Annotated in this window: 18 protein-coding genes; 4 read left to right on the top strand and 14 right to left on the bottom strand. The window is 61.3% G+C overall.

What is annotated here, in order from left to right; genetic code table 11:
* Nucleotides 1–161: 161 nt before the first annotated feature.
* Entirely contained in the window at nt 162–581 is a 420-nt protein-coding gene (locus GNZ12_RS08275; protein WP_172309876.1) for a c-type cytochrome, read from the bottom strand.
* Entirely contained in the window at nt 574–2166 is a 1593-nt protein-coding gene (locus tag GNZ12_RS08270) for an NAD(P)/FAD-dependent oxidoreductase (RefSeq protein ID WP_216673138.1), read from the bottom strand. Before GNZ12_RS08270 ends, GNZ12_RS08275 begins: the two co-directional genes overlap by 8 nt.
* A gap of 246 nt (nt 2167–2412) precedes the next feature.
* Between GNZ12_RS08270 and GNZ12_RS08265 the strand changes: the two genes are divergently transcribed.
* Nucleotides 2413–3609, top strand: a complete 1197-nt coding sequence (locus GNZ12_RS08265; protein WP_172309875.1) for an MFS transporter — start codon at nt 2413–2415, stop codon at nt 3607–3609.
* Nucleotide 3610: 1 nt separating this feature from the next.
* Here the strand turns inward: GNZ12_RS08265 and GNZ12_RS08260 are convergent, their stop codons facing one another.
* The 8 genes from GNZ12_RS08260 to GNZ12_RS08225 all read right to left on the bottom strand — a co-directional run bounded on the left by GNZ12_RS08260 (nt 3611) and on the right by GNZ12_RS08225 (nt 13570).
* Nucleotides 3611–4399: an amino acid ABC transporter ATP-binding protein gene (locus GNZ12_RS08260; RefSeq protein WP_172309874.1), complete on the bottom strand. Its 789-nt coding sequence runs from the start codon at nt 4397–4399 to the stop codon at nt 3611–3613.
* Complete coding sequence (locus GNZ12_RS08255) at nt 4399–5076, bottom strand: amino acid ABC transporter permease (protein ID WP_172309873.1); 678 nt, start codon at nt 5074–5076, stop codon at nt 4399–4401. The genes GNZ12_RS08260 and GNZ12_RS08255 overlap by 1 nt, the downstream gene beginning before the upstream one ends.
* A gap of 22 nt (nt 5077–5098) precedes the next feature.
* Nucleotides 5099–5881: an amino acid ABC transporter substrate-binding protein gene (locus GNZ12_RS08250; protein WP_172309872.1), complete on the bottom strand. Its 783-nt coding sequence runs from the start codon at nt 5879–5881 to the stop codon at nt 5099–5101.
* A gap of 353 nt (nt 5882–6234) precedes the next feature.
* Nucleotides 6235–7686 carry a dihydropyrimidinase gene (gene hydA / locus GNZ12_RS08245; RefSeq protein WP_172309871.1) on the bottom strand — a complete coding sequence of 484 codons (1452 nt, stop codon included), beginning with the start codon at nt 7684–7686 and terminating at the stop codon, nt 6235–6237.
* Nucleotides 7687–7771: 85 nt separating this feature from the next.
* Nucleotides 7772–9283 (bottom strand): NCS1 family nucleobase:cation symporter-1, encoded by a 1512-nt coding sequence (locus GNZ12_RS08240; protein WP_172309870.1) that lies wholly within the window; start codon nt 9281–9283, stop codon nt 7772–7774.
* A gap of 123 nt (nt 9284–9406) precedes the next feature.
* Nucleotides 9407–10735 (bottom strand): NAD-dependent dihydropyrimidine dehydrogenase subunit PreA, encoded by a 1329-nt coding sequence (gene preA / locus GNZ12_RS08235; protein ID WP_172309869.1) that lies wholly within the window; start codon nt 10733–10735, stop codon nt 9407–9409.
* A gap of 67 nt (nt 10736–10802) precedes the next feature.
* Entirely contained in the window at nt 10803–12152 is a 1350-nt protein-coding gene (locus GNZ12_RS08230; RefSeq protein ID WP_172309868.1) for an NAD(P)-dependent oxidoreductase, read from the bottom strand.
* Between the two features lie 137 nt (nt 12153–12289).
* Nucleotides 12290–13570 carry a Zn-dependent hydrolase gene (locus tag GNZ12_RS08225; protein WP_172309867.1) on the bottom strand — a complete coding sequence of 427 codons (1281 nt, stop codon included), beginning with the start codon at nt 13568–13570 and terminating at the stop codon, nt 12290–12292.
* 340 nt (nt 13571–13910) lie between these two features.
* Between GNZ12_RS08225 and GNZ12_RS08220 the strand changes: the two genes are divergently transcribed.
* The 3 genes from GNZ12_RS08220 (at nt 13911) to GNZ12_RS08210 (ending at nt 15323) form a co-directional block, all read left to right on the top strand.
* Nucleotides 13911–14630, top strand: a complete 720-nt coding sequence (locus GNZ12_RS08220; RefSeq protein WP_172309866.1) for a TetR/AcrR family transcriptional regulator — start codon at nt 13911–13913, stop codon at nt 14628–14630.
* A 64-nt stretch (nt 14631–14694) separates the two neighbouring features.
* On the top strand, nt 14695–14931 hold the full coding sequence (locus GNZ12_RS08215; RefSeq protein WP_172309865.1) for a type II toxin-antitoxin system Phd/YefM family antitoxin: 237 nt from the start codon (nt 14695–14697) through the stop codon (nt 14929–14931).
* Complete coding sequence (locus GNZ12_RS08210) at nt 14928–15323, top strand: type II toxin-antitoxin system VapC family toxin (RefSeq protein ID WP_172309864.1); 396 nt, start codon at nt 14928–14930, stop codon at nt 15321–15323. The genes GNZ12_RS08215 and GNZ12_RS08210 overlap by 4 nt, the downstream gene beginning before the upstream one ends.
* Before the next feature lie 53 nt (nt 15324–15376).
* Here the strand turns inward: GNZ12_RS08210 and boxA are convergent, their stop codons facing one another.
* The 4 genes from boxA to GNZ12_RS08190 all read right to left on the bottom strand — a co-directional run bounded on the left by boxA (nt 15377) and on the right by GNZ12_RS08190 (nt 21002).
* On the bottom strand, nt 15377–16621 hold the full coding sequence (gene boxA / locus GNZ12_RS08205; RefSeq protein WP_172309863.1) for a benzoyl-CoA 2,3-epoxidase subunit BoxA: 1245 nt from the start codon (nt 16619–16621) through the stop codon (nt 15377–15379).
* A gap of 63 nt (nt 16622–16684) precedes the next feature.
* Nucleotides 16685–18112, bottom strand: a complete 1428-nt coding sequence (gene boxB / locus GNZ12_RS08200; RefSeq protein WP_172309862.1) for a benzoyl-CoA 2,3-epoxidase subunit BoxB — start codon at nt 18110–18112, stop codon at nt 16685–16687.
* Nucleotides 18113–18209: 97 nt separating this feature from the next.
* Nucleotides 18210–19880: a 2,3-epoxybenzoyl-CoA dihydrolase gene (gene boxC, locus GNZ12_RS08195; protein WP_172309861.1), complete on the bottom strand. Its 1671-nt coding sequence runs from the start codon at nt 19878–19880 to the stop codon at nt 18210–18212.
* 117 nt (nt 19881–19997) lie between these two features.
* A complete protein-coding gene (locus GNZ12_RS08190; protein ID WP_172309860.1) occupies nt 19998–21002 on the bottom strand; it encodes a helix-turn-helix transcriptional regulator in 1005 nt (334 codons plus the stop codon).
* Nucleotides 21003–21037 lie beyond the last annotated feature (35 nt).

The raw sequence follows: 21037 nt of genomic DNA, 5'->3' as shown, positions 1-21037 counted from the left end.
CACGGCGCCAGGTTTTAGACCGGCATAGAGCCGCTGCGCGTGCTGAGAACCCCGTCCCGGCGCGCCGAAACAGACCCGGGTACATCGCGCCACAAGTCTCGTGAAGCAATGGAGGATGGTGCGGGAAAGAGCCCGCGCATCGACAGCCATGCCACGTGAACTCAGCGCAGGCTTCTAACCTGGCTCGGCGTGACATCTCCGGCAAATCGATTGCCGAAATGGGTTCTCGTGTAGTTGACGACAGCAGCGATCTGATCGTCATTCATCGCGTCGCCAAAGGATGGCATCGCCTTTCGGCCGTGCAGCACGTTGACGATGACGTAGGGTGCTGCTTCGACTGCCGGGTTGTCAGCGAGCGCCGGGTAGTGACCCGCGCCCTGTGCGCCTTTTCCATCTGGCATATGGCATCCCGCGCAGGTAGCGTTGTAAAGCGCTTCGCCGCTTTCTTCGGTGAAGCGGTAGTCCGGCGAAATCGTGAAGGTGCGTGGTGCGTCCTGTGCCACGGCCTGAGCCGACACCGTCGCGGGTCCCGACAGCCAGGCCATCAGCATCACGCTGAGCATCAGCGGCGGCCTATCCATTGACTATTCTCCGATGCAATCGGGTGATCGCGTCCAGTGACGACAGCACGGCGCCTTCCTGCCATGCCGGGATATGGGAAGCGTGCTCTCCGGCAAGGACGATCCGTCCGTCGATCTGACAGAGATTCGCGTAATGCGCTTCTCTCAACGCATCCGTCCATGCGGCGAAGCAGCCATTCGTGAACGGCGATCGGCTCCAGCTCATCGCGAAGCCGTTCTGGTACTCCCGCGCGTACTGCGGATGAATCTGGCTGCCCTGGCTCAATGCCACCGCGATCCGTTCCGCCGGGGGCAGTGCACCCATCTCATAGCTTGCGGGCCCCCACATGTAGGCGCCGAGCAGCACCGCAGGACCGGTCGATCCGTAACCTGTTGCCGGATAGCCGATCGTCGAGATCGGCAGGTCAGTATGCGTGATGCCGCCGTAGATCTGCTCGTCTTCTTCCCAGAATCGCCGGCCGAATTGCAACCCGATTTTCACCGATGTCTCGTAGGGCACCGCATCGATCGCGGCGCGCATGGCTGGGCCGACCGCCATGTCGATCTGACTCAGAATCGAGAGCGGGATGGTGCACACCAGCCAATCCGCGTGCGCGTTCCGTTCGGTTCGGGTGGTCGTATCGGTGTAGCGCACTGTGACGCCCTGCTCGTCCTGCAAGATGGCCGTGACTCTGGCGTTGAACACTACGGCGCTCGCGACCTGCGAATGAAGCGCATGGGCAATCCTGTCCATGCCGCCGACGGGCTGGAAAATGGCGCTCTGGAAGTCCAGCTCGTTTCCAGACGAGAGCCATTGCCACAAACGCGATGCAAGCAAAGGGTCGCGCGGGAGCAGATTCGACGGTACCGCCTCGGGCATCAGCCCACCGCCATCCGCGGTCGCGAATCCGCGGCGTTCACTGCTTCGCCGGCCCGCCAGGTAGCTCCCGTCCCGACCGAGCGCGCCCCATTGGCGCAGGGATTCGAGTAGCAGATGCGCATCTTCGACTGACAACGCATCATCGAGTGCGTCCTTGCGGATTGCTTTGGAAAGCAGCTCAGCGATATAGCCTTGATAGTCGGTCTGCACTGCCCGAAATCGTTGCGGCTTGCCATAGAAAGCCTCCGTCGAATGCAGGTAGGCGTTGTAATTGACCTGGATGAACGGCTCGAGCGGCACCTTCAGGCGTTTTGCATAGTCGAGTACGCCCTGGTGGTGATACGGAATGCGCCACGGCCCTGGGTTCAGATAAAGCCCGTCAGCGAAATCGCAGTACTGGGTGGCACCGCCGAGTTCGGTATAACGATCACCGCCCCTGACAGTCCAGGCCCGACCACCCGCGCGGTCGTTGTACTCGAGCACCTGCACGTGGTAGCCCGCGTTCCTCAACTCAAACGCCGCGACGAGGCCAGCCATGCCCGCGCCGAGCACGAGAATTCGCGCTCCTTTGGGCGCGCCATCGAGTTTGACCGGTCCGGCGTAGGTCGAGGTAGCGGCGAACCCCAACGTGCCCATGCCTTGCATCATGGCGGCCGCGCCGAGGTTCTTGCCGATCAGCGTCAGCAGGTGCCGGCGGCTCATCGCATTGGTGGTCATTCTCGACATAAGGACGTGGTGCCCCCACTGGAGAGAAACGATGGCGAACGAAATCGGATGGCATCCCAGATTGCAAAGGCCCGAGTCATCTGGATTTGTATGCTTGGGGATTGCGTTTGGGCGTATTGCAACGGACTAGTTCATTTTATGCGAGTCTCCTGTCGAGCGGGGACCAACGACCGCTTCGGCCCAACTCCGGTATGATCGGCACGCTTGAGGACCGCGCATGGGCCGGTCCATCGACGGTCCCCTCTTATGTCCACATCCGACGCTTCTACCCCTGCTTCGTCCGACCGGTCATTGCGCGGCTTGCTGCTTCTACTCGCAACCATTGCGGGTGTGGCAGTCGCCAACATCTATTACAACCAGCCTCTGCTCGACGGTTTCCGGCAGTCGTTTCCGAACAGCACGTCGTGGGTCGGTGCGGTACCGGCTGTAACGCAGCTCGGCTACGCAGCCGGGATGCTGTTGTTGGCGCCGCTCGGCGACCGCTTCGATCGACGCCGCCTGATCCTGTTGCAGATCGCAGGCATGTGCGTCGCGCTGGTGCTGGCATCCGCGGCGCCGACGCTGTCGGTGCTGATTATCGCGAGCCTCGCGATCGGCGTACTCGCCACCATCGCGCAGCAGGCGGTGCCGTTCGCGGCCGAACTCGCGCCCCCCTCCGAGCGGGGTCATGCCGTCGGCACGGTGATGAGTGGACTGTTGCTGGGGATTCTGCTGGCACGGACCGCGGCAGGCGTTGTCGGTGAGTATTTCGGCTGGCGTGCCGTGTTCGGCGCTTCAGTCGTCGCGCTGCTGGTGCTGGCTGTCGTGATCATCATGCGTCTGCCGAAAAGCAAGCCGACGTCGACGCTGCCGTACGGCAAGCTGCTGGTGTCGATGTGGCACCTGGTGGTCGAGCATCGCGCGCTGCGAGAAGCCTCGTTGACCGGGGCGGCGCTGTTCGCGGCATTCAGCATCTTCTGGTCGGTGCTGGCGTTATTGCTCGCGGGCGCACCGTTTCATCTTGGACCGCAGGCGGCCGGCCTGTTCGGGATCGTCGGCGCTGCGGGGGCGATGGCCGCACCGCTCGCCGGCAAGTTTTCCGACCGACGCGGACCGCGCTCGATTATCACGGTGTCGATTGTGCTGGTGGCGATTTCGTTTGTTGTTTTTGCCGTGTCGGCGAAAAGCATTGCGGGATTGGTGATCGGCGTGATCATCCTCGATATCGGCGTGCAGGCTGCGCAGATTTCCAATCAATCGCGGATTTACGCGCTGAAGCCCGAAGCGCGGAGCCGCGTGAATACCGTTTATATGGTCACGTATTTCATTGGCGGAGCCATCGGTTCGGGGGTCGGCGCCGTGGTTTGGCCGATCTTTGGATGGATGGGTGTCAGCGTTGCCGGCGTTGCTTTTGCCGGGCTGGCGGCGTGGAATCATTTGCGGCTGCCAGCCAGGGCAAGCTGACTTAGCTTCTCTCAGGCCGGCGCTGCTCGGTCCACGCGTCCGGCAAGCTATGTGTCAGCGTGGACACGAAGCGCGCGGTTTCCGGCTCGCGCGGATCCATGAAAATGTCCCGCGACGGGCCCTGCTCCACCACCACGCCGTTATTCAGAAACACCACGTCGCGCGCAATCGTTGCTGCAAGACGTAAATCATGTGTCGCCATCAACATGGTCATGCCTTCTGTGGCGAGCTGCTTGAGGACGTCCACCACCTCCGCGGCCAAACCGGGATCCAGCGCGGATGTGGGCTCGTCACACAACAACACTTCTGGCGACGGCGCCAACGCCCGCGCGATGGCTACCCGCTGCTGCTGACCGCCGGAGAGCGTGGAGGGCCATGCGTCCGCCTTGTGCGCGATGCCGACCTTTTCGAGTAATTCGTCCGCACGTATGCGCGCTTTTTCCTTGTCCCACTTCAGTACGGTCAGCAAGCCTTCCATGACGTTCTGGCGCACCGTCAGATGCGGAAACAACTGGAAATTCTGGAACACCATGCCGGTGCGGCGGCGAATCGTCAGCACCGTTTCGCGCGATGGCTTGTGATCGCGGCTGAATTCCAGGCGTTGGTCGCCGAGTTCGAGTGACCCGGCCTCGGGAATTTCCAGCAGATTCACGCAACGCAAAAGCGTGCTCTTGCCGCTCCCGGACGGGCCGATCAGCGCGGTGACATTACCCGGCGCGAGTTGCAGGTCCACTGAACTCAGCACCCGATTCTCGCCGAAGTGCTTGTCGATTTTTTCCAGTCGAATCATCAGTTGCTCGCCTGGAAGAGTGCGTGACGGCCGAACTTGCGCTCGAGCCGGACTTGCGCCGACGACAAGACCGAACTGAACACGAGATACACCAGCGCCGCCTCAGTGTAGAGAATCAACGGTTCATAGGTCACCGACGCGATGCGCTGCGCCGCCTGAAACACCTCAGGCACCGTCAGTACAGCAGCGAGCGATGTGTCCTTCACCAACGCAATAAACGAGTTCGACAACGGCGGCAGCGCGACGCGGGCCGCTTGCGGCAGGATCGCGCGGCGCAGCGCTTGCTGACGCGTCATACCCATCGAGTACGCCGCCTCCCACTGCCCCTTTGGAATCGACTCGATCACGCCGCGGATCACTTCCGAGTTATACGCGCCGACATTCAGCGAAAAGCCGATGATCGCCGCCGTCAACGGATCGAGCACGATGCCCACGTTCGGTAGTCCGTAGAAAATCACGAACAGTTGCACCAGCAATGGCGAGCCGCGAAACAGCCATACGTAGAAGCGCACGCACGCCACCGCCCAGCGCGGGCCGAAGAGCCGGACCAGCGCGACGATAAACGCCACCACGATCCCGATCGCGAACGACGCCAGCGTGAGCGGCACGGTAAAGACCAGCCCCGCATACAGCAGGGGCTTCAGCGAATGCGCCATCAGAAGCAACCATGCCGGCATGATTCAGACTCGCAGTTGAGGCCTATTGGGAAACGTCTTTACCGAAGTACTTCTGCGAAATCTTCGCGTAAGTGCCGTCCTTCTTCATGTCGGCAAGCGCCTTGTTGATTGCCGCCTGCAATTCCGGGCTGCCCTTGCGGATCAGGACCGCGGACTTATCGCTGCTGTCAGCCGATGTATCGAGCGCGGCAATCTTCACCTTCGCATCCGGTTTGTGCTTCTTGAAATCGAGGAACGACAGCGAATCGTTGACGGTCGCGTCGACTCGGCCCGAGGTCAACAGGTCAATCGATTCGTTGAAGCCTTGCACGGGAATCACCTCCGCGCCGTGCGCGGCCGCGATCTTGCCGAAGTTGCTGGTCAGCGTATTCGCCGACTTCTTGCCCTTCAGGTCGTCGAACGTCTTGATCGTCGTGTTGTTCGAGGCCACGATCAGCGCCGCGTGCGACGTGATGTACGGGTCCGAGAAATCGTATTTCGCTTTGCGCGCGTCGGTGACAGCGACTTCATTGATCACCGCGTCGTAGCGGTTCACATCGAGACCGGCGATCAGACCGTCCCATTTGCCTTCGACGAACTCCGGCTTGACGCCCAGGCGCTGCGCGATCGCCGTGCCGATCTCGACGTCGAAGCCGGTCAGCTTGCCGGATTCATCGTGGTAGGTGAACGGCGCGTAGGTGCCTTCGGTGCCGATCTTGAACACGCCCGCGGACTTGATCTGCGCGAGCTCGTCAGCGGCGAAAGCCGGGCTCAGGGTCACCGCTTGCAGCAGCGCGATCAGCAGAATGGAACGAATCGACTTCATCAGGTGGCTCCGTAAAGTTTGCTACGTCGGTTGCATGGTTTTGTATTCGGCATTCCGCCGGCGGTCATGCCCGACAGAGTGGGCGGACTGTAGCAAACGGTCTGTCTTTTTACAAAGGATCAGCTTTTCGATCAATATGCGCATACGTGCTAAGCGGACAGCCAAGGCGTCTCATGCAACGTTGAATTCGACTCTGCAACAGATATGACAGACGCGGCATGCATCGCACCACGGAACGCATACCGGGCGCCATCGGGGAAAACGCGGGAGGGTGTCGCCACGGCGAATGCGCGGCGTTGAAAAACAGACGGCACGGGCGGCCCTGCGGGGCCGCCCGTCATATTGCAAACAGCTTACCGTTCTACCGGATGCGGCTCCTTTCGCTTATTGGCAATCCGGATCGCATCGAAGTAAGCCGGATTGGGCGACCGCTTCAGATAACGCCCTGCGCCACGCACAGCCCGCAGCTCGCCATCGGTCCATGCCAGCGCACCACGGGTGAGCGTATGCATCGCCACGCCCTGCACCGTCATTCCTTCGAACACGTTGAAGTCGACCTTCTGATGATGCGTCTTCACCGAAATGGTTTTACTTGCCTTCGGATCCCACACGACCAGGTCGGCATCCGCGCCCACCTGTACGGCACCTTTACGCGGATACAGGTTGAAAATCTGCGCGGCGTTAGTCGACGTGATGCGCACGAATTCATTTGGTGTGAGGCGCCCCGAATTCACGCCGTGATGCCAGAGCACCGCCATGCGATCCTCGACGCCGCCGCAGCCGTTCGGGATCTTCGTAAAGTCCTCCCGCCCCATCGCCTTCTGCGACGCGCAGAACACGCAGTGATCGGTCGCGGTGGTGTGCAGTTGACCCGCTTGCAAACCCCGCCACAATGCCTCGCGATGCTCCGCGGAACGGAACGGCGGGCTCATCACGTGCGCTGCCGCACGGGTCCAGTCGGGATCGAGATACACCGCCTCATCGATCACCAGATGGCCCGGCAGCACTTCGCCGAACACCCGAAGACCTTCACTGCGGGCGCGCGCAATCGCGTCGACCGCATCTTTCGAGGACACGTGGACGATATACACCGGCACGCCTAACACCTGAGCGATGCGGATCGCACGATTGGCGGCCTCGCCCTCCACTTCAGGCGGCCGTGACAGCGGATGTGCCTCCGGACCTGTAAAGCCTTTTGCCAGCAACTGACGCTGCAACTGAAACACCAGTTCACCGTTTTCCGCATGCACGGTAGGCAGCGCGCCGAGTTCGAGCGAACGCGAAAAGCTGTTCACCAGCACTTCGTCGTCGGCCATGATCGCATTCTTGTAGGCCATGAAGTGCTTGAAACTCGACACACCGTGTTCGTGCACCAGCGTGCCCATGTCGCGATAGACCGAATCGTCCCACCACGTCACTGCAACGTGAAAACCATAGTCCGCCGAGGCCTTTTCAGCCCAACCGCGCCATTCCTTGAAGGCCTCCATCAACGGTTGCTTCGGACTCGGAATCACGAAATCGATGATGCTGGTCGTACCGCCGGATAAACCCGCGGCCGTCCCGGTATAGAAATCGTCGCTGGCCGTGGTCCCCATGAACGGCAATTCCATATGGGTATGCGGATCGATGCCGCCGGGCATCACATACTGGCCGCCCGCATCGACGATCGTGGCGCCAGCGGGTGCCTCCAGATCCACGCCGATCTGCAGGATCGTGCCACCGTCCTGCGGGTCCGCACACAACACATCCGCACGATACGTGTTCTCCGCGTCGATAATCGTGCCGCCGCGAATCAGGGTCGTCATGTTGCCGCCTCCTTATGAACTGCTGGTTTCTGTGCTACGTACTTCGTTCGCATGGTGCACAGTTCATGCACTCAATCATATGCACTCACGCACTCGCCACGCGCGCACTCGGTCCTTTGCTCAGCTTCATCCACGCGCTGTATACGATCGACGCCAACGCGAGTCCGACAAACCAGGCATACGTATAGAGCGTGTTGAAAATCGCCGGCACGTTCGGGAACGATGCCGGAAACGCGGTGTGCAAGAAGCCCGGCAGATTCGGCAGCACGCCGACCACGAGCGCCACCACCGCGCCGATATTCCAGCCGCCGGTGTAGCTGTACTCGCCATGCTCGTCGAACAGTTCACGCGGATCCAGCCGTGTGCCGCGAATCAGGAAGTAGTCGACCATCAGAATGCCCGCTACCGGACCGAGCAAAGCCGAGTAGCCGACCAGCCACGTGAAGATATAGCCCTGCGTGGTGGCAAGAATCTTCCACGGCATCATCACAATGGCGATGGTCGCGGTAATCATGCCGCCAACGCGATACGAAATACCCTTCGGCCACAGGCTCGAAAAATCATAAGCCGGGCCGACGAGATTCGCCGCGAGATTGCAGCACATCGTATCCAGCGTCAGGATGATCAGCGCGAGACCGACGCCGATGCCGGTCATGCGGCTCGTCAGGTCGATCGGGTCCCAGATCGCCTTGCCGTAGATCACCACGGTCGCCGACGTCACCACCACGGAGATCACGGAGAGTAGCGCCATCGGAATCGGCAAACCCACAGACTGGCCGATAATCTGATCGCGCTGCGTTTTGGCAAAGCGCGTGAAGTCGGGAATATTCAGCGCGAGCGTCGCCCAGAAGCCCACCATCGCCGTAAGGCCGGGCCAGAAGGTCACCCAGAACAGGCCCTCCTTCTTGCCACCCGGCACGAACTGCGACGGCGCCGACAGCATCGAGCCAAGGCCCCCCGCCTTCGAGGTGGCCCACCACACCAGCGCGATACACATCACGATCTTGATCGGCGCGGACCAGCTTTCGAGCCAGCGAATCGAATCGGTGCCGTGCACGATGAAGTAAATCTGCAGCGCCCAGAACACGAGGAAACACGCGAGCTGCGCGAGCGAGATGTCGAGAAACGGCAAGGCCGCGCCGTGCAGCGCGTTGCCGGTCAGAATGTTCAGCAGCGTGTAGATCGCGCTGCCGCCAAGCCACGTCTGAATGCCGTACCAGCCACACGCGACGATCGCCCGCAGCATCGCCGGCAATTTCGCACCCTGCGTGCCGAAGGAGGAACGCACCAGCACCGCGTAGGGAATACCGTGCTTCGCCCCCGCATGCCCGATCAGCAGCATCGGCACCAGCACGATCAGATTGCCGAGCAGCACCGTCGCGACCGCCTGCCACGGCGACATGCCCTCTTCCGTCAAACCAGCCGCGAGCATATACGACGCGATGTTCATCACCATTCCGACCCACAGCGCGGCGAAGTGATACCACCGCCACGTGCGCTGCGCGACGCCGGTCGGCGCAAGGTCGTCGTTGTAAAGACTGCTGCCCTGCGCCGCGGCCGCAAACTGCGGATCGACGGGTTGCGCTGTCTGCTTCATCGAATGATCTCCACTGATCGTTGAGGCCTGCGCGGCTTCTGGCGGCGCGTCAGGCCCTGGGGAAAACTACAGGTTCAGTACAAGCGCTTCGTTTCGTTTCTTTTCCTGCAGGTAGCTCGTGTTTCAGGCTGCTTTTGCTGCGTGGGCATGCTCGGCCGTTTCAGCCGCGTCTGACGTCTCGCTTTCACCGGCATTCACCCGCGCAGGGTTGTTCGGATGCGTGGTCCAGTTCGCGTACTCGCCGCTGTCGACGCGCTCCATCGTGATGCACTGCTCGACCGGGCACACATGCATGCACAGATTGCAGCCGACACATTCGGAGTCCATCACTTCAAAATGTCGGACGCCATCTTTTTCTTTCATGATCGCCTGGTGAGCCGTGTCTTCACACGCGATATGGCAGAGGCCGCACTGGATGCACTTGTCCTGATCGATGCGCGCCTTGATGTCGTATTTGAGGTTCAGGTACTTCCAGTCGGTGACATTCGGCACGGCGCGGCCGCGAATGTCGTCGAGCGTGGCGTAGCCCTTTTCGTCCATCCAGTTCGAGAGACCATCCGCCAGATCGGAGACGATGCGGAATCCATAGTGCATCGCCGCCGTGCAGACCTGCACGCTGCCTGCGCCGAGCACCATGAATTCGGCCGCATCGCGCCACGTCGAAATGCCGCCGATGCCGGAAATGGGCAGGTTCGGCGTCTCCACGTCGCGCGCAATTTCTGCCACCATGTTCAGCGCGATCGGCTTGACCGCCGGACCGCAGTAGCCGCCGTGCGTGCCTTTGCCATCGACCATCGGCAACGGTGACATCGCGTCGAGATCGACCGCGACGATGGAGTTGATGGTGTTGATCAGCGAGACACCGTCCGCGCCGCCTTTATAGGCCGCACGCGAACCGAGGCGGATGTCGCTGATATTCGGCGTGAGTTTGACGAGGCACGGCAGCTTCGAACCCTCCTTGACCCAGCGCGTGACCATCTCGATGTACTCGGGCACTTGGCCCACCGCGGCACCCATGCCGCGCTCGCTCATGCCGTGCGGGCACCCGAAATTCAGTTCAACCGCATCGGCGCCGGTGTCTTCGACGAGCGGCAAAATCCACTTCCAGTCGCGTTCGTTGCACGGCACCATCAGCGAGACGATCATCGCGCGGTCCGGCCAGTCGCGTTTGACCTGGGCGATTTCCTTGAGATTGATGTCGAGCGGACGGTCGGTGATCAGTTCGATGTTGTTCAGGCCCGCGATGCGCTGGCCATTCCATTGCACCGCGCCGTAGCGCGAGCTGACGTTCACCACATGCGGGTCGAGGCCCAGGGTCTTCCACACGACCCCGCCCCAGCCCGCTTCGAACGCGCGGTTCACGTTATAGGCTTTGTCGGTCGGCGGCGCGGAGGCGAGCCAGAAAGGATTCGGCGACGTGATGCCGGCAATCGTACAGCGCAAATCGGCCATGTTCGGCTCCTTGGGGACTGCTGTTTTATCTTGGTGTGATGCGTGGCTTAAGCGGTTTTGTCCAGTTTCACGCGGCCTTGACAGCGGTGCGGGCGAACTGAGCGTCAATCGCGGCGGCGGCGATCTTGCCGTCCTGCACCGCTTGTACCGTCAGATCGATCCCACCGGTCGCCGCGCAATCGCCACCCGCCCATACGCCGGGCAACGAGGTTTGTCCGCTTGCATCGACTGCGATACGATTGCCGTCCAGCGTCAACAGTTCGCGCTCGATACCGACCGGCACCAGCGTCTGCCCAATTGCTTTGAGCACCATGTCGGCTTCGACCACGAAGCGCTCCTGACTGCCATCGCCTAACGTGCGCTCGAATTCAACACCCGTCACCACGCCACCCTCTCCGATCAAACGCATCGGTTTTGCATGCGTGACGAGCGTGACGCCGTTGGTCTGCGCGAAATCGCGCTCGGCCCACGTCGCGCTCATCGACTCGACGCCGCGTCGATACACCATCGTCACCGACGTCGCGCCGAGCTTGTGGCTTTGCACGGCGGCATCCACTGCCGTATTGCCGCCGCCGATCACGACGACTCGCCGCCCCACCGGCACCGTGCCGAAGTCACTCGCGCTACGCACCTGTTCGATGAAATCCACTGCGTTCATCACGCCGCTCAGATCCTCGCCTTCCATCGCCAATGCGCGCACGCCCGTGAGACCGATCGCGAGGAAGACCGCATCGTATTGCTTCCGCAGCGCGTCGAGCTCCACGTCACGTCCAAGCGTTACGCCGTGTTTGATCTCGATGCCGCCGATCGAGCACAGCCACGCCACTTCGCGCTGCGCAAAATCGTCGACGGTTTTATAGGCAGCGATGCCGTATTCGTTCAGACCGCCCGCTTTCTCATGGGCGTCGTAAATGGTCACCTTATGGCCGGCCAATGCGAGCCGATGTGCGCACGCAAGTCCAGCCGGTCCCGCACCGGCTACGGCAACATGCCGCCCCGTTTCAGCCGCACGCTTGAACAGCACCTCGCCGCGCGCCATCGCCCAATCGGTTGCATGGCGTTGCAGCGCGCCGATCGCCACCGGTTTCGCATCCTGATGGTTGCGCACACATGCCCCCTCGCAAAGAATCTCGGTCGGGCAAACACGCGAGCACATGCCGCCCAGCGGATTCGCAGACAGAATGTCGACGGCCGCGCCCTTCAGATTGCCGTTGCTGATCTTGCGAATGAAACTGGGAATGTCGATCTGCGTCGGACACGCGTTCACGCACGGCGCGTCGTAACAGTAGTGACAGCGGCTCGCGGCCGCGGCCGCGGCGCTCGCGTCGAGCAGCGGCGCGATATCGGAGAACTCGCACGACAGTTGATCGGCCGATAGGCGCTGAGCCGCAATATCGCCGGTTTGCTTGATGGCCATACACGTTCCTTCTTCGATGTGAGGACGTAGCCGTTCCCGCCGGCTGCGCTATAGCGGAGCCGGGACGGCTTGTTTTATAGGCACTACGGTGAAGGCCAGAGAATCAACCCCAACCCGCAACCGCTACCGCTAAAGCGTTATGAAACCGGCTCGCACGCTCGTCCGAGCATGGCGTGCAGCAAGACGTTCGCTCCCGCTTCGATCCATTCGAAGGTGGCGTCCTCGATCTCGTTGTGACTGATCCCGTCGACGCACGGCACAAACACCATCGAAGTCGGCGCGACTTGCGACAGATAGCAGGCATCGTGTCCCGCACCGGACACCATGTTGCGATGCGAATAGCCGAAGCGTTCGGCCGCGGCGCGTACCGACTTCACGCAGGCTTCATCGAAAGCAACTGGCGCGTAGTAAAAAATCTGCTCGAGTTCGGTTTCCAGACCGATGGTGCTCGTGATCTTCGCCACGCCCTCGCGCAACGCGGCATCCATCTTCGCGAGCACCGCATCATCCGGATGACGGAAGTCGACGGTGAAGAACACGCGGCCCGGAATCACATTGCGTGAGTTCGGATAGACCTGCATCATGCCGACCGTCGCGCAACCGAACGGCGCGTTATCCAGCCCGATACGATTGACCAGATCGACCACGCGCGCGGCCCCGAGCAGAGCATCGCGACGGCGCGGCATGGGCGTCGGACCCGCATGCGCCTCCTGCCCCGTCAGCGTGATTTCGTACCAGCGCTGGCCTTGCGCATCGGTTACCACACCGATGGTTTTTTGCTCGGCTTCGAGAATCGGTCCTTGTTCGATATGCAATTCGAACGCAGCATGCAAGGGACGCCCACCACAGGGAAGATCGCCCGCATAGCCGATACGTTTCAGTTCTTCGCCGATGGTCTTGCCGTCCACGTCCTTGCGCGAGAGACCGTAGTCCAGTGTGAAGACGCCGGCGAACACCCCTGAGGCGACCATGGCGGGTGCAAAGCGCGAGCCTTCCTCGTTGGTCCAGATCACCACTTCAACCGGATGTTCGGTCTCGATGCCGTGATCGTTCAGACTGCGGATCACTTCGAGTCCGCCGAGCACGCCGTAGATGCCGTCGAAGCGGCCGCCGGTCGGCTGCGAGTCCGCGTGCGAGCCGGTCATGACCGGCAGCGCGTCGGGATTGCGCCCGGCGCGGCGCATAAACACATTGCCCATCTGATCGACACTGACCGTGCAGCCGGCTTCCTTCGCCCAACTGACGATCAGGTCGCGCCCCTGTTTATCGAGGTCGGTCAGCGCCAGCCGGCAGACGCCGCCTTTAGGCGTCGCGCCGATCTTCGCCATCGTCATCAGGCTGTCCCACAGCCGCTTGCCGTCGACCCTGATCGACGTGGCGGGTTCTGCGTGCTTCAGCGCTTCGGATACCGCGTTCATTCGTCTCGCTCCTTTCGGTGAATCGACATGAAACTGGTGCATGGGCGGCGGGTTTTGGGGCGTGGCCGCACGGCGGCGGTGCACACTCGATGCCTGCGATCGCCTCTTATACAGAGGGCAAACCCTGGGGCATCTCCCGCTCTCTCAATCCTGTCCAGTTGGACAGGTTGTAGACGATTAAGCCCGCCAAATCAACACCTTTCGTACGGTGGGAAACATAGCGAGAAGCGTGCCATTGCACTGCAGCACAGATTTTTCGACGGTCTCGAATGCGCGTGTCCATCCGCGCTCAAACGACTAGAATGAAGCGCGACGCGGCACACATGCCGATGAAGCCAACATGAGAGACAACAACGTGGCTGCCGACATCACGGAAAACGACGAGACACAGGACGAAACTCGCGCACCTTTGCGGCGGCGCAAGGCGCACATTCGCGAGTCGAATGAAGCGCATTTGTTGGCGTGCGCCGAGGCGGTTTTCGCGGAGCGAGGACTCGACGGAACCAGTACGGCGATGATCGCGGAACGTGCAGGCTTACCGAAAGCTAACCTGCATTACTACTTCCCGACAAAGCTCGCGTTGTACCGGCGTGTGCTGGAAGACCTGTTCGAAGACTGGCACCGCGCGGCGGATACGTTCGAATGCAGCGACGATCCGGTCGAAGCGATCGGCGGCTACGTGCGCGCGAAAATGGAGTTGTCGCGCCGCCGGCCATTAGGCTCGAAGGTGTGGGCGAGCGAGATCATCCACGGCGCGGAGCATATGGAGGACATTCTCACGGGGCGCGTGAAGCCGTGGCTGGACAGCCGGGTGAAGGTGATCGACGACTGGATCGCACGCGGTCTGCTGGCGCCGGTGAATGCGCAAACGTTGATGTACATGATCTGGGCCACGACTCAGCATTACGCAGACTTCGACGCGCAGATTCGCGCGCTTAAAGGCAAACGCGCGCTGACGCAGAAGGCGTTTGAGGCGACGACGGAGGAGGTCGTGCAGTTGGTGATTCGGGCGTGTGGGGCGGTGTCGCCGGCGCAAGAGAAAGGATCAGCCGGTCCGTGACCACATCCATCTAGTCATTTTCTAGTACAATAATGACCATAGGCAACTGACTATAGGAGTTATTGTGCAAGGCAATCTAGTATCGAAATCCGAATTCAAGGCAAAGGCGCTCGAATTATTCCGGCAGGTGGAGTCGTCCGGCGAAAGCTTGATCGTGACGGACCATGGCAAGCCTGCCCTTGAAGTGCGGCCCTATCGCGGCGTAGAACGCAGTCCGCTCGACGTGTTACGCGGCTCGGTCGTGCGTTACGACAATCCCACCGCTCCCGTCGGCGAGGACGACTGGGAGGCGGGGCAATGATCGTTCTGGACACCCATACTCTGGTCTGGTGGGTCACCGGCGATTCGACGTTGAGCAAGAAAGCAAAGACTGCCATCGCGCACGAAATGGCCGGCGGGGAAATCCTCGTATCGGCCATTTCCGCTTGGGAAATAGCCATGCTGGTGGAGCGAGAAAGACTCCTGCTCTCGATGGATGTCAGCAGTTGGCTCGCCACTGTCGCGGCCATCGAAGCGGTACGCTTTGTACCTGTCGACGTGGAAATCGCAACGAAGTCCGTCGATCTTCCCGGCGAGTTCCATAAGGACCCCGCCGACAGAATGATCGTCGCGACCGCACGCAAATTTGCCGTACCGCTAGTGACAAAAGACGAAAAAATTCGCGCGTATCCGCACGTTAAAACGGTCTGGTAAAAGCCGCCCGGCCCGCAAGCGCGCGGGCCCACCCCCGGCCGGAAGCTAGTCGTTCAATACGTCTCCAGATGCAGCCGCCCTTCCCGCTTCAACTTCAACCACAACGCTTCCCAGTCGACCTGGTGCTGTTCGCCGATTTCCTTGAGTGCCTGCAGCACGCCGTCTTCCATCCCCTTCAACCCGCACACGTAGATGTGCGTGTTGTCGTCCTTCAGCATGTGCGCGACATCAACCGCGCGCTCCCGCATCGCATCCTGCACATAGCGCCTGGGTTGACCCGGCGTACGCGAGAACGCCAGATTCGTATCGATGAAATCCTTCGGCAGATTCGTCAGCGGCCCGAAGTACGGCAACTCTTCCTTCGTACGTGCGCCGAAGAACAACATCAGCTTGCCGGTCGCGCCTTTCAGACGACGCCGCCTGCGATACTCGGTCATCGCGCGCATCGGCGCTGAGCCGGTGCCCGTGCAAATCATCAGCAGGTGCGAGTTCGGATGATTCGGCATCAGGAAGGTGCCGCCGAATGGGCCGATCACGTTGACCACGTCACCTTTCTTGAGATCGCACAGATAATTCGAGCAGATCCCATCGAGCGCGTCGCCATGCTGCTGGGAAACGCGCTTCACAGTGAGAGAAACGTTGTTATAACCGGGCCGTTCGCCGTCGCGCGGGCTCGCGATTGAATACTGCCGCGCGTGATGCGTGCGGCCATCGTCGGTCGCTCCCGGCGGCAGGATGCCGATCGACTGGCCCTCCAGCACAGGGAAAGGCATCGAACCGAAATCAAGCACGATGTGGTGAATGTCGCTATCGGTCGAGCCATCGGTGAGCCGGTAGTTGCCGACCACCGTCGCGGTAGTCGGCGCCTTGTGCGTGTAGAGATTCACGTACGGTTTCGCCGCTGACCACGGCGGCACGACCGACCCGCGCACGGTATCGACTTCAATACCGCTCGCGTCTGCCGGCGCATCGCCGGACGATCCCGCCGCGGCCGCGGTATCTTCGGCAACCGGTACAGCCATCGTGTTCTGCTCAGGCAAGACGTCCCATTTGAACTGCTCTTCGATGGAATACGCGTCGACTTTCAGCACCGTGCGCCAGTTATCGATCGCACCGGTCGGACACGGCGGCACGCACGCCATGCAGCCGTTGCAGACATCCGCCTTGACCACGTAATTGTTCTCGTCGTGCGTGATCGCATCGACCGGGCAAGTCTCTTCGCAGGTATTGCAGCGAATGCAGATTTCCGGATCGATCAGATGCTGCCTGAGAACTTCGATCGATACTGGGCCGTTCATGACTTCCTCCACGGTATATTCGTGCAAATACGACGCCGCACGCCGCGCGTTTTTAATCGCCGTTCAGTTAAAGCGCACGTATTCGAAATCGACCGGCTGACGGTTCACGCCCATTGCCGGCGGCGCGATCCAGTTCGCGAACTTGCCGGGCTCGGTGACGGGGCCCATCAGCGAAGCGACATACGCACGATCGTCCGGCGTTGCGAGCCACTTCGCCTCATTCGCCGCCCATTCGGTCTCGCTCACTACACGGCCATCCGGCGACACACGGGCGCCGGAAAACGTGCCGATCTGCCGGTTGAACGCTTTATGCGGCACCGTCATGCGGAAATCGATACCGGCCTTTTCGAGCACCTTGTTCCAACGGCCGACGCCCGCCACCGAATCTTTAATATAGTCGTCGCGCAGCACTTCATTCATGGCGTTGAGCATCGGCACTTCGCGCTCGACCAGCTTGCCGTCCTGCACGTCGAGCAGCTTGTAGCTTTGACCGTTCAATTGATGATCGTCGTCGCGCTTGTTCTCTTCATAGCGGCCCTTCAGACCCGAGCTATAGAACGTGGCCGCATTCGAAGAATGATCCGCGCCGAACAGGTCGATCGTTACCGAGTAATGGAAGTTCAGATAACGCTGGATAGTCAGCAGATCGATCACGCCAGCTGCGCGAATCTTCGCGACGTCGTCCGTGCCCAGTTCGTTCATCACTTGTGCGGTGCGCTGGATCACGCGCGACACACCCGATTCGCCGACGAACATATGATGCGCTTCTTCGGTCAGCATGAACTTCGTGGTGCGCGCGAGTGGATCGAAACCCGACTCGGCGAGCGCCGACAGTTGAAACTTGCCGTCGCGGTCGGTGAAATACGTGAACATGTAGAACGCGAGCCAGTCCGGCGTTTTCTCGTTGAAGGCACCGAGAATGCGCGGATTGTCTTCGTCGCCCGAACGTCGGCCGAGCAGTGCTTCGGCTTCCTCGCGGCCGTCGCGGCCGAAATAGCGGTGCAGCAGGTACACCATCGCCCAGAGGTGGCGGCCTTCTTCCACGTTCACCTGAAACAGGTTGCGCAGGTCGTACATCGACGGTGCGGTCAACCCCAGATGCCGTTGCTGTTCGACCGAAGCCGGCTCCGTGTCGCCTTGCGTGACGATAATACGGCGCAGATTCGCGCGATGCTCGCCAGGCACGTCCTGCCACGCAGCCTCACCCTTGTGCTCGCCGAAATGAATCTTGCGATCCTGCTCGCCGGGCGTGAGGAAAATGCCCCAGCGATAGTCCGGCATCTTCACGTGATCGAAATGCGCCCAGCCGCCCGCGTCGACGCTCACCGCCGTGCGCAGATACACGTCATAGCCATGCGAGCCTTCCGGGCCCATATCGCCCCACCATGCCAGAAAATTCGGCTGCCATTGTTCGAGCGCGCGTTGCAGTGCGCGGTCGTCGGCGAGATTGACGTTGTTCGGAATCTTTTCGCTGTAGTTGATCGATGACATGGTCGGTTCCTTGGTCGGAATACAGAGCTAGCGGTTGAGAGGCGCGTATCAGGCAGGTGGCGCTGCGTTCAGTTACGTTGCGTCGCGTCGAAAAGAATCAGACGCGCGAGACGTCGAATTGCGCCTTGCTGCCCTTGCCGTACACCTTGAGCGCACCCTTCTCGCCCACTGCGTTCGGCCGGTTGAAGATCCAGTTCTGCCATGCGGTGAGACGCCCGAAAATACGCGTCTCCATCGTCTCCGGGCCGTTGAAGCGCAGATTCGCTTCCAGGCCGGTCAATGCATCCGGCGACATCGCCGCGCGTTCTTCGAGCGCGATGCGGATTTCGTCGGCCCAATCGATATCGTCGGGTGATGCGGTCACGAGACCCAGGCGCTCGGCTTCAACCGGCTTGATCGCCTGGCCGATCTTCGAGCGCACCGCGTCGAGCGGTTCCGCTTCTTCATAGAAACGTCGAGCGAGCCGCGATTGATGCGTGACCATCGGATAGAGACCGAAGTTGACTTCCGACAGCGTGATCGCCGGTTCTTCGTCTTCGTTGCTCGGCAGTGCCGCCATATAGCTGCGGTCGGCGGCGAACGCGAGTTCCGCGAAGGTGCCTGCAAAGCACGAACCCGGTTCGATCAGCGCGAACAGCGAACGTGACGACACGTCGATACGCGCCAAGGTGCGGCGCAGCAGGCCGATGGTCTCGCGCACGAACCAATGGTTCTTGTGCTGTATCAGCGTGGCATCGGCGGCAAGCAGGTTACGGGCATCGCCTTCGGTCTTGAAGATCCAGGTGCCGATGTTGAGCTCGTTGGTGCGCATCGACAGGATCGCGTCGTCGAGTTCGCGGGCGAACTGCAGCGGCCACCAGCTCGTGCCGGCGGCAACGATCGCGTCGATATCGGTGGGTTCTCCGGCTTGCGGCGCTTTCGCGGTGAAGGTGGCGATGCGCTTCGCACGATCGATCGTGATGTCGAGTGTTTTATAAGTCAGGCCGTCTTCGCGATCGGTGCGTTCGATCCGCGTGAGCAATACGCCTTGCGCATCCGACGGACGATCGCTTTGTTCGGCGAGTTCGAGGGCGCGCGCCTGAATCGTTTGGTCGAACTGATTCGGCTTCACGACTTCGTCCACGAGACGCCATGCTTTCGCCCGTTCACCGCGAATGCCTTCGACCACCGTACAGAAGATGTCCGCACGATCGTGCCGTACCTTGCGCTTATCGGTGACGCGCGTCAGGCCGCCCGTGCCCGGCAGCACGCCCAGCAGCGGCACTTCCGGCAACGACACCGACGACGAGCGGTCATCCACCAGATAGATTTCGTCGCAGGCGAGCGCGAGTTCGTAACCGCCGCCGGCGCACGCACCGTTCACGGCAGCGAGAAACTTCAGACCTGAATGACGCGACGAGTCTTCGAGACCATTGCGCGTTTCGTTGGTGAACTTGCAGAAGTTAACCTTCCACGCATGCGTCGACAGACCCAGCATGAAGATGTTCGCGCCCGAGCAGAACACGCGGTCCTTCAGGCTCGTCAGCACCACCGTTTTGACTTCGGGATGCTCGAAGCGGATGCGCTGTATTGCGTCGTGCAGTTCGATATCGACGCCGAGGTCGTATGAATTCAGCTTCAGCTTGTAGCCGTCGCGGATCCCGCCGTCCTCCGCGATATCGATGCCGAGGGTCGCGACGGGGCCGTTGAAGCTCAGCTTCCAATGCTTGTACTGCGAGGGATCGGTACGGTAGTCGACCGGCGCGACGGCGGTTTCTGCTGTGGACATGGGGCGTCTCCTGACTGGACGGTGCAAAACTTGTTTTTTGAACAATAGTGCATCGTCACACCCATGTAAAGCACTTTAGTGCATGTTCACTCGTAAACCCTGGAACCGCACTGCACGTCAACTTACCCGTGCGTCATCCGGCGACTCCGCGGCGAGTCTTGCGGCAAGCCGGTCGCGCAACTGCAAGTAGGCGTCGGCCAAGGTCTTCTCGGTGGTGTCGAAGGTCATGTCAGCGCGGCCGTACAGCTCGCTACGCCCTGCCAGGATACGTTTGAGGTCATCCATCGCTTCCTTGTTACCAGACATCGGCCGCAGGTCACCTTGCGCGACGACACGGCGCATATGCTCTTCCGGCGTGGCCTGCAGCCATACGGTGAAGCAGTGCGACAGCAGTGCGTTGAAGGTGCCCGTCTCCGACACCAGCCCGCCCGGCGACGCGATCACGGCGCGCTCGTGCTCCTGAATCACCGCCTCGAGCGCCCGGTGTTCATAACGGCGGTAAGCGCTCGCGCCATAGAGGGAATGAATCTCCGACGGCGGACAGCCCGCGAGTTGCTCGATCACGCGCGTGAGTTCGACAAACGGCACCTTGCGCTCCTGCGCCAGCATCCGCCCAAAGGTCGACTTGCCCGCCCCGCGCAGGCCGATCAGCGCGATCCGGTCCTTGCGATGCGGGTCGCGCGGTGCTTGCGCGAACATCTCGGCAAGCGCCACGCGGGCGCGCTGCAACGCTGCCTGGTCACGTCCCTGCAGCAGTTCGCGGATCAGCAGCCATTCGGCGGAAGCGGTGGTTTCGTCGCCAATCACTTCGGCCAGCGGGCAGTTCAGCGTCGCCGCGATCTGCCTGAGCACCAGCACCGACGCATTCCCCACGCCGGATTCCAGATTCGCAAGATGACGCTCCGACAAGCCGGTTTCCGTCGCCAGCGTCTTGCGCGTCATGCCGCGGCGCGCACGCAGCAGGCGCACCCGCTCACCCATCGCTGTCAGAAAAGGATCGCGTTCCTCGCGCTCGCCGCCGCGCTCCGCCCCGCGATCGGCTCCGCTGTCAGCCCGACCCACGCGGCTTGCGTCCTCGTCGGCAGGATCGTCCAGCGGCGCGGGAGTGTAATTTTGGTTCATGTTTAACTACCTCTTAACTGCGTTACATGTACTAT

The sequence above is a fragment of the Paraburkholderia solitsugae genome (genome assembly GCF_013177695.1).
GTDB classification, from domain to species: domain Bacteria; phylum Pseudomonadota; class Gammaproteobacteria; order Burkholderiales; family Burkholderiaceae; genus Paraburkholderia; species Paraburkholderia solitsugae.
This window is presented reverse-complemented; position numbering and strand designations above follow the sequence as displayed.

Excerpts from the sequence above, each read along its gene's own strand:
- GNZ12_RS08275 (WP_172309876.1), bottom strand. The coding sequence starts at position 581 with ATGGATAGGCCGCCGCTGATGCTCAGCGTGATGCTGATGGCCTGGCTG.
- GNZ12_RS08270 (WP_216673138.1), bottom strand. The coding sequence starts at position 2,166 with ATGTCGAGAATGACCACCAATGCGATGAGCCGCCGGCACCTGCTGACG.
- GNZ12_RS08265 (WP_172309875.1), top strand. The coding sequence starts at position 2,413 with ATGTCCACATCCGACGCTTCTACCCCTGCTTCGTCCGACCGGTCATTG.
- GNZ12_RS08260 (WP_172309874.1), bottom strand. The coding sequence starts at position 4,399 with ATGATTCGACTGGAAAAAATCGACAAGCACTTCGGCGAGAATCGGGTG.
- GNZ12_RS08255 (WP_172309873.1), bottom strand. The coding sequence starts at position 5,076 with ATGCCGGCATGGTTGCTTCTGATGGCGCATTCGCTGAAGCCCCTGCTG.
- GNZ12_RS08250 (WP_172309872.1), bottom strand. The coding sequence starts at position 5,881 with ATGAAGTCGATTCGTTCCATTCTGCTGATCGCGCTGCTGCAAGCGGTG.
- hydA (WP_172309871.1), bottom strand. The coding sequence starts at position 7,686 with ATGACGACCCTGATTCGCGGCGGCACGATTATCGACGCGGAGAACACG.
- GNZ12_RS08240 (WP_172309870.1), bottom strand. The coding sequence starts at position 9,283 with ATGAAGCAGACAGCGCAACCCGTCGATCCGCAGTTTGCGGCCGCGGCG.
- preA (WP_172309869.1), bottom strand. The coding sequence starts at position 10,735 with ATGGCCGATTTGCGCTGTACGATTGCCGGCATCACGTCGCCGAATCCT.
- GNZ12_RS08230 (WP_172309868.1), bottom strand. The coding sequence starts at position 12,152 with ATGGCCATCAAGCAAACCGGCGATATTGCGGCTCAGCGCCTATCGGCC.
- GNZ12_RS08225 (WP_172309867.1), bottom strand. The coding sequence starts at position 13,570 with ATGAACGCGGTATCCGAAGCGCTGAAGCACGCAGAACCCGCCACGTCG.
- GNZ12_RS08220 (WP_172309866.1), top strand. The coding sequence starts at position 13,911 with ATGAGAGACAACAACGTGGCTGCCGACATCACGGAAAACGACGAGACA.
- GNZ12_RS08210 (WP_172309864.1), top strand. The coding sequence starts at position 14,928 with ATGATCGTTCTGGACACCCATACTCTGGTCTGGTGGGTCACCGGCGAT.
- boxA (WP_172309863.1), bottom strand. The coding sequence starts at position 16,621 with ATGAACGGCCCAGTATCGATCGAAGTTCTCAGGCAGCATCTGATCGAT.
- boxB (WP_172309862.1), bottom strand. The coding sequence starts at position 18,112 with ATGTCATCGATCAACTACAGCGAAAAGATTCCGAACAACGTCAATCTC.
- boxC (WP_172309861.1), bottom strand. The coding sequence starts at position 19,880 with ATGTCCACAGCAGAAACCGCCGTCGCGCCGGTCGACTACCGTACCGAT.
- GNZ12_RS08190 (WP_172309860.1), bottom strand. The coding sequence starts at position 21,002 with ATGAACCAAAATTACACTCCCGCGCCGCTGGACGATCCTGCCGACGAG.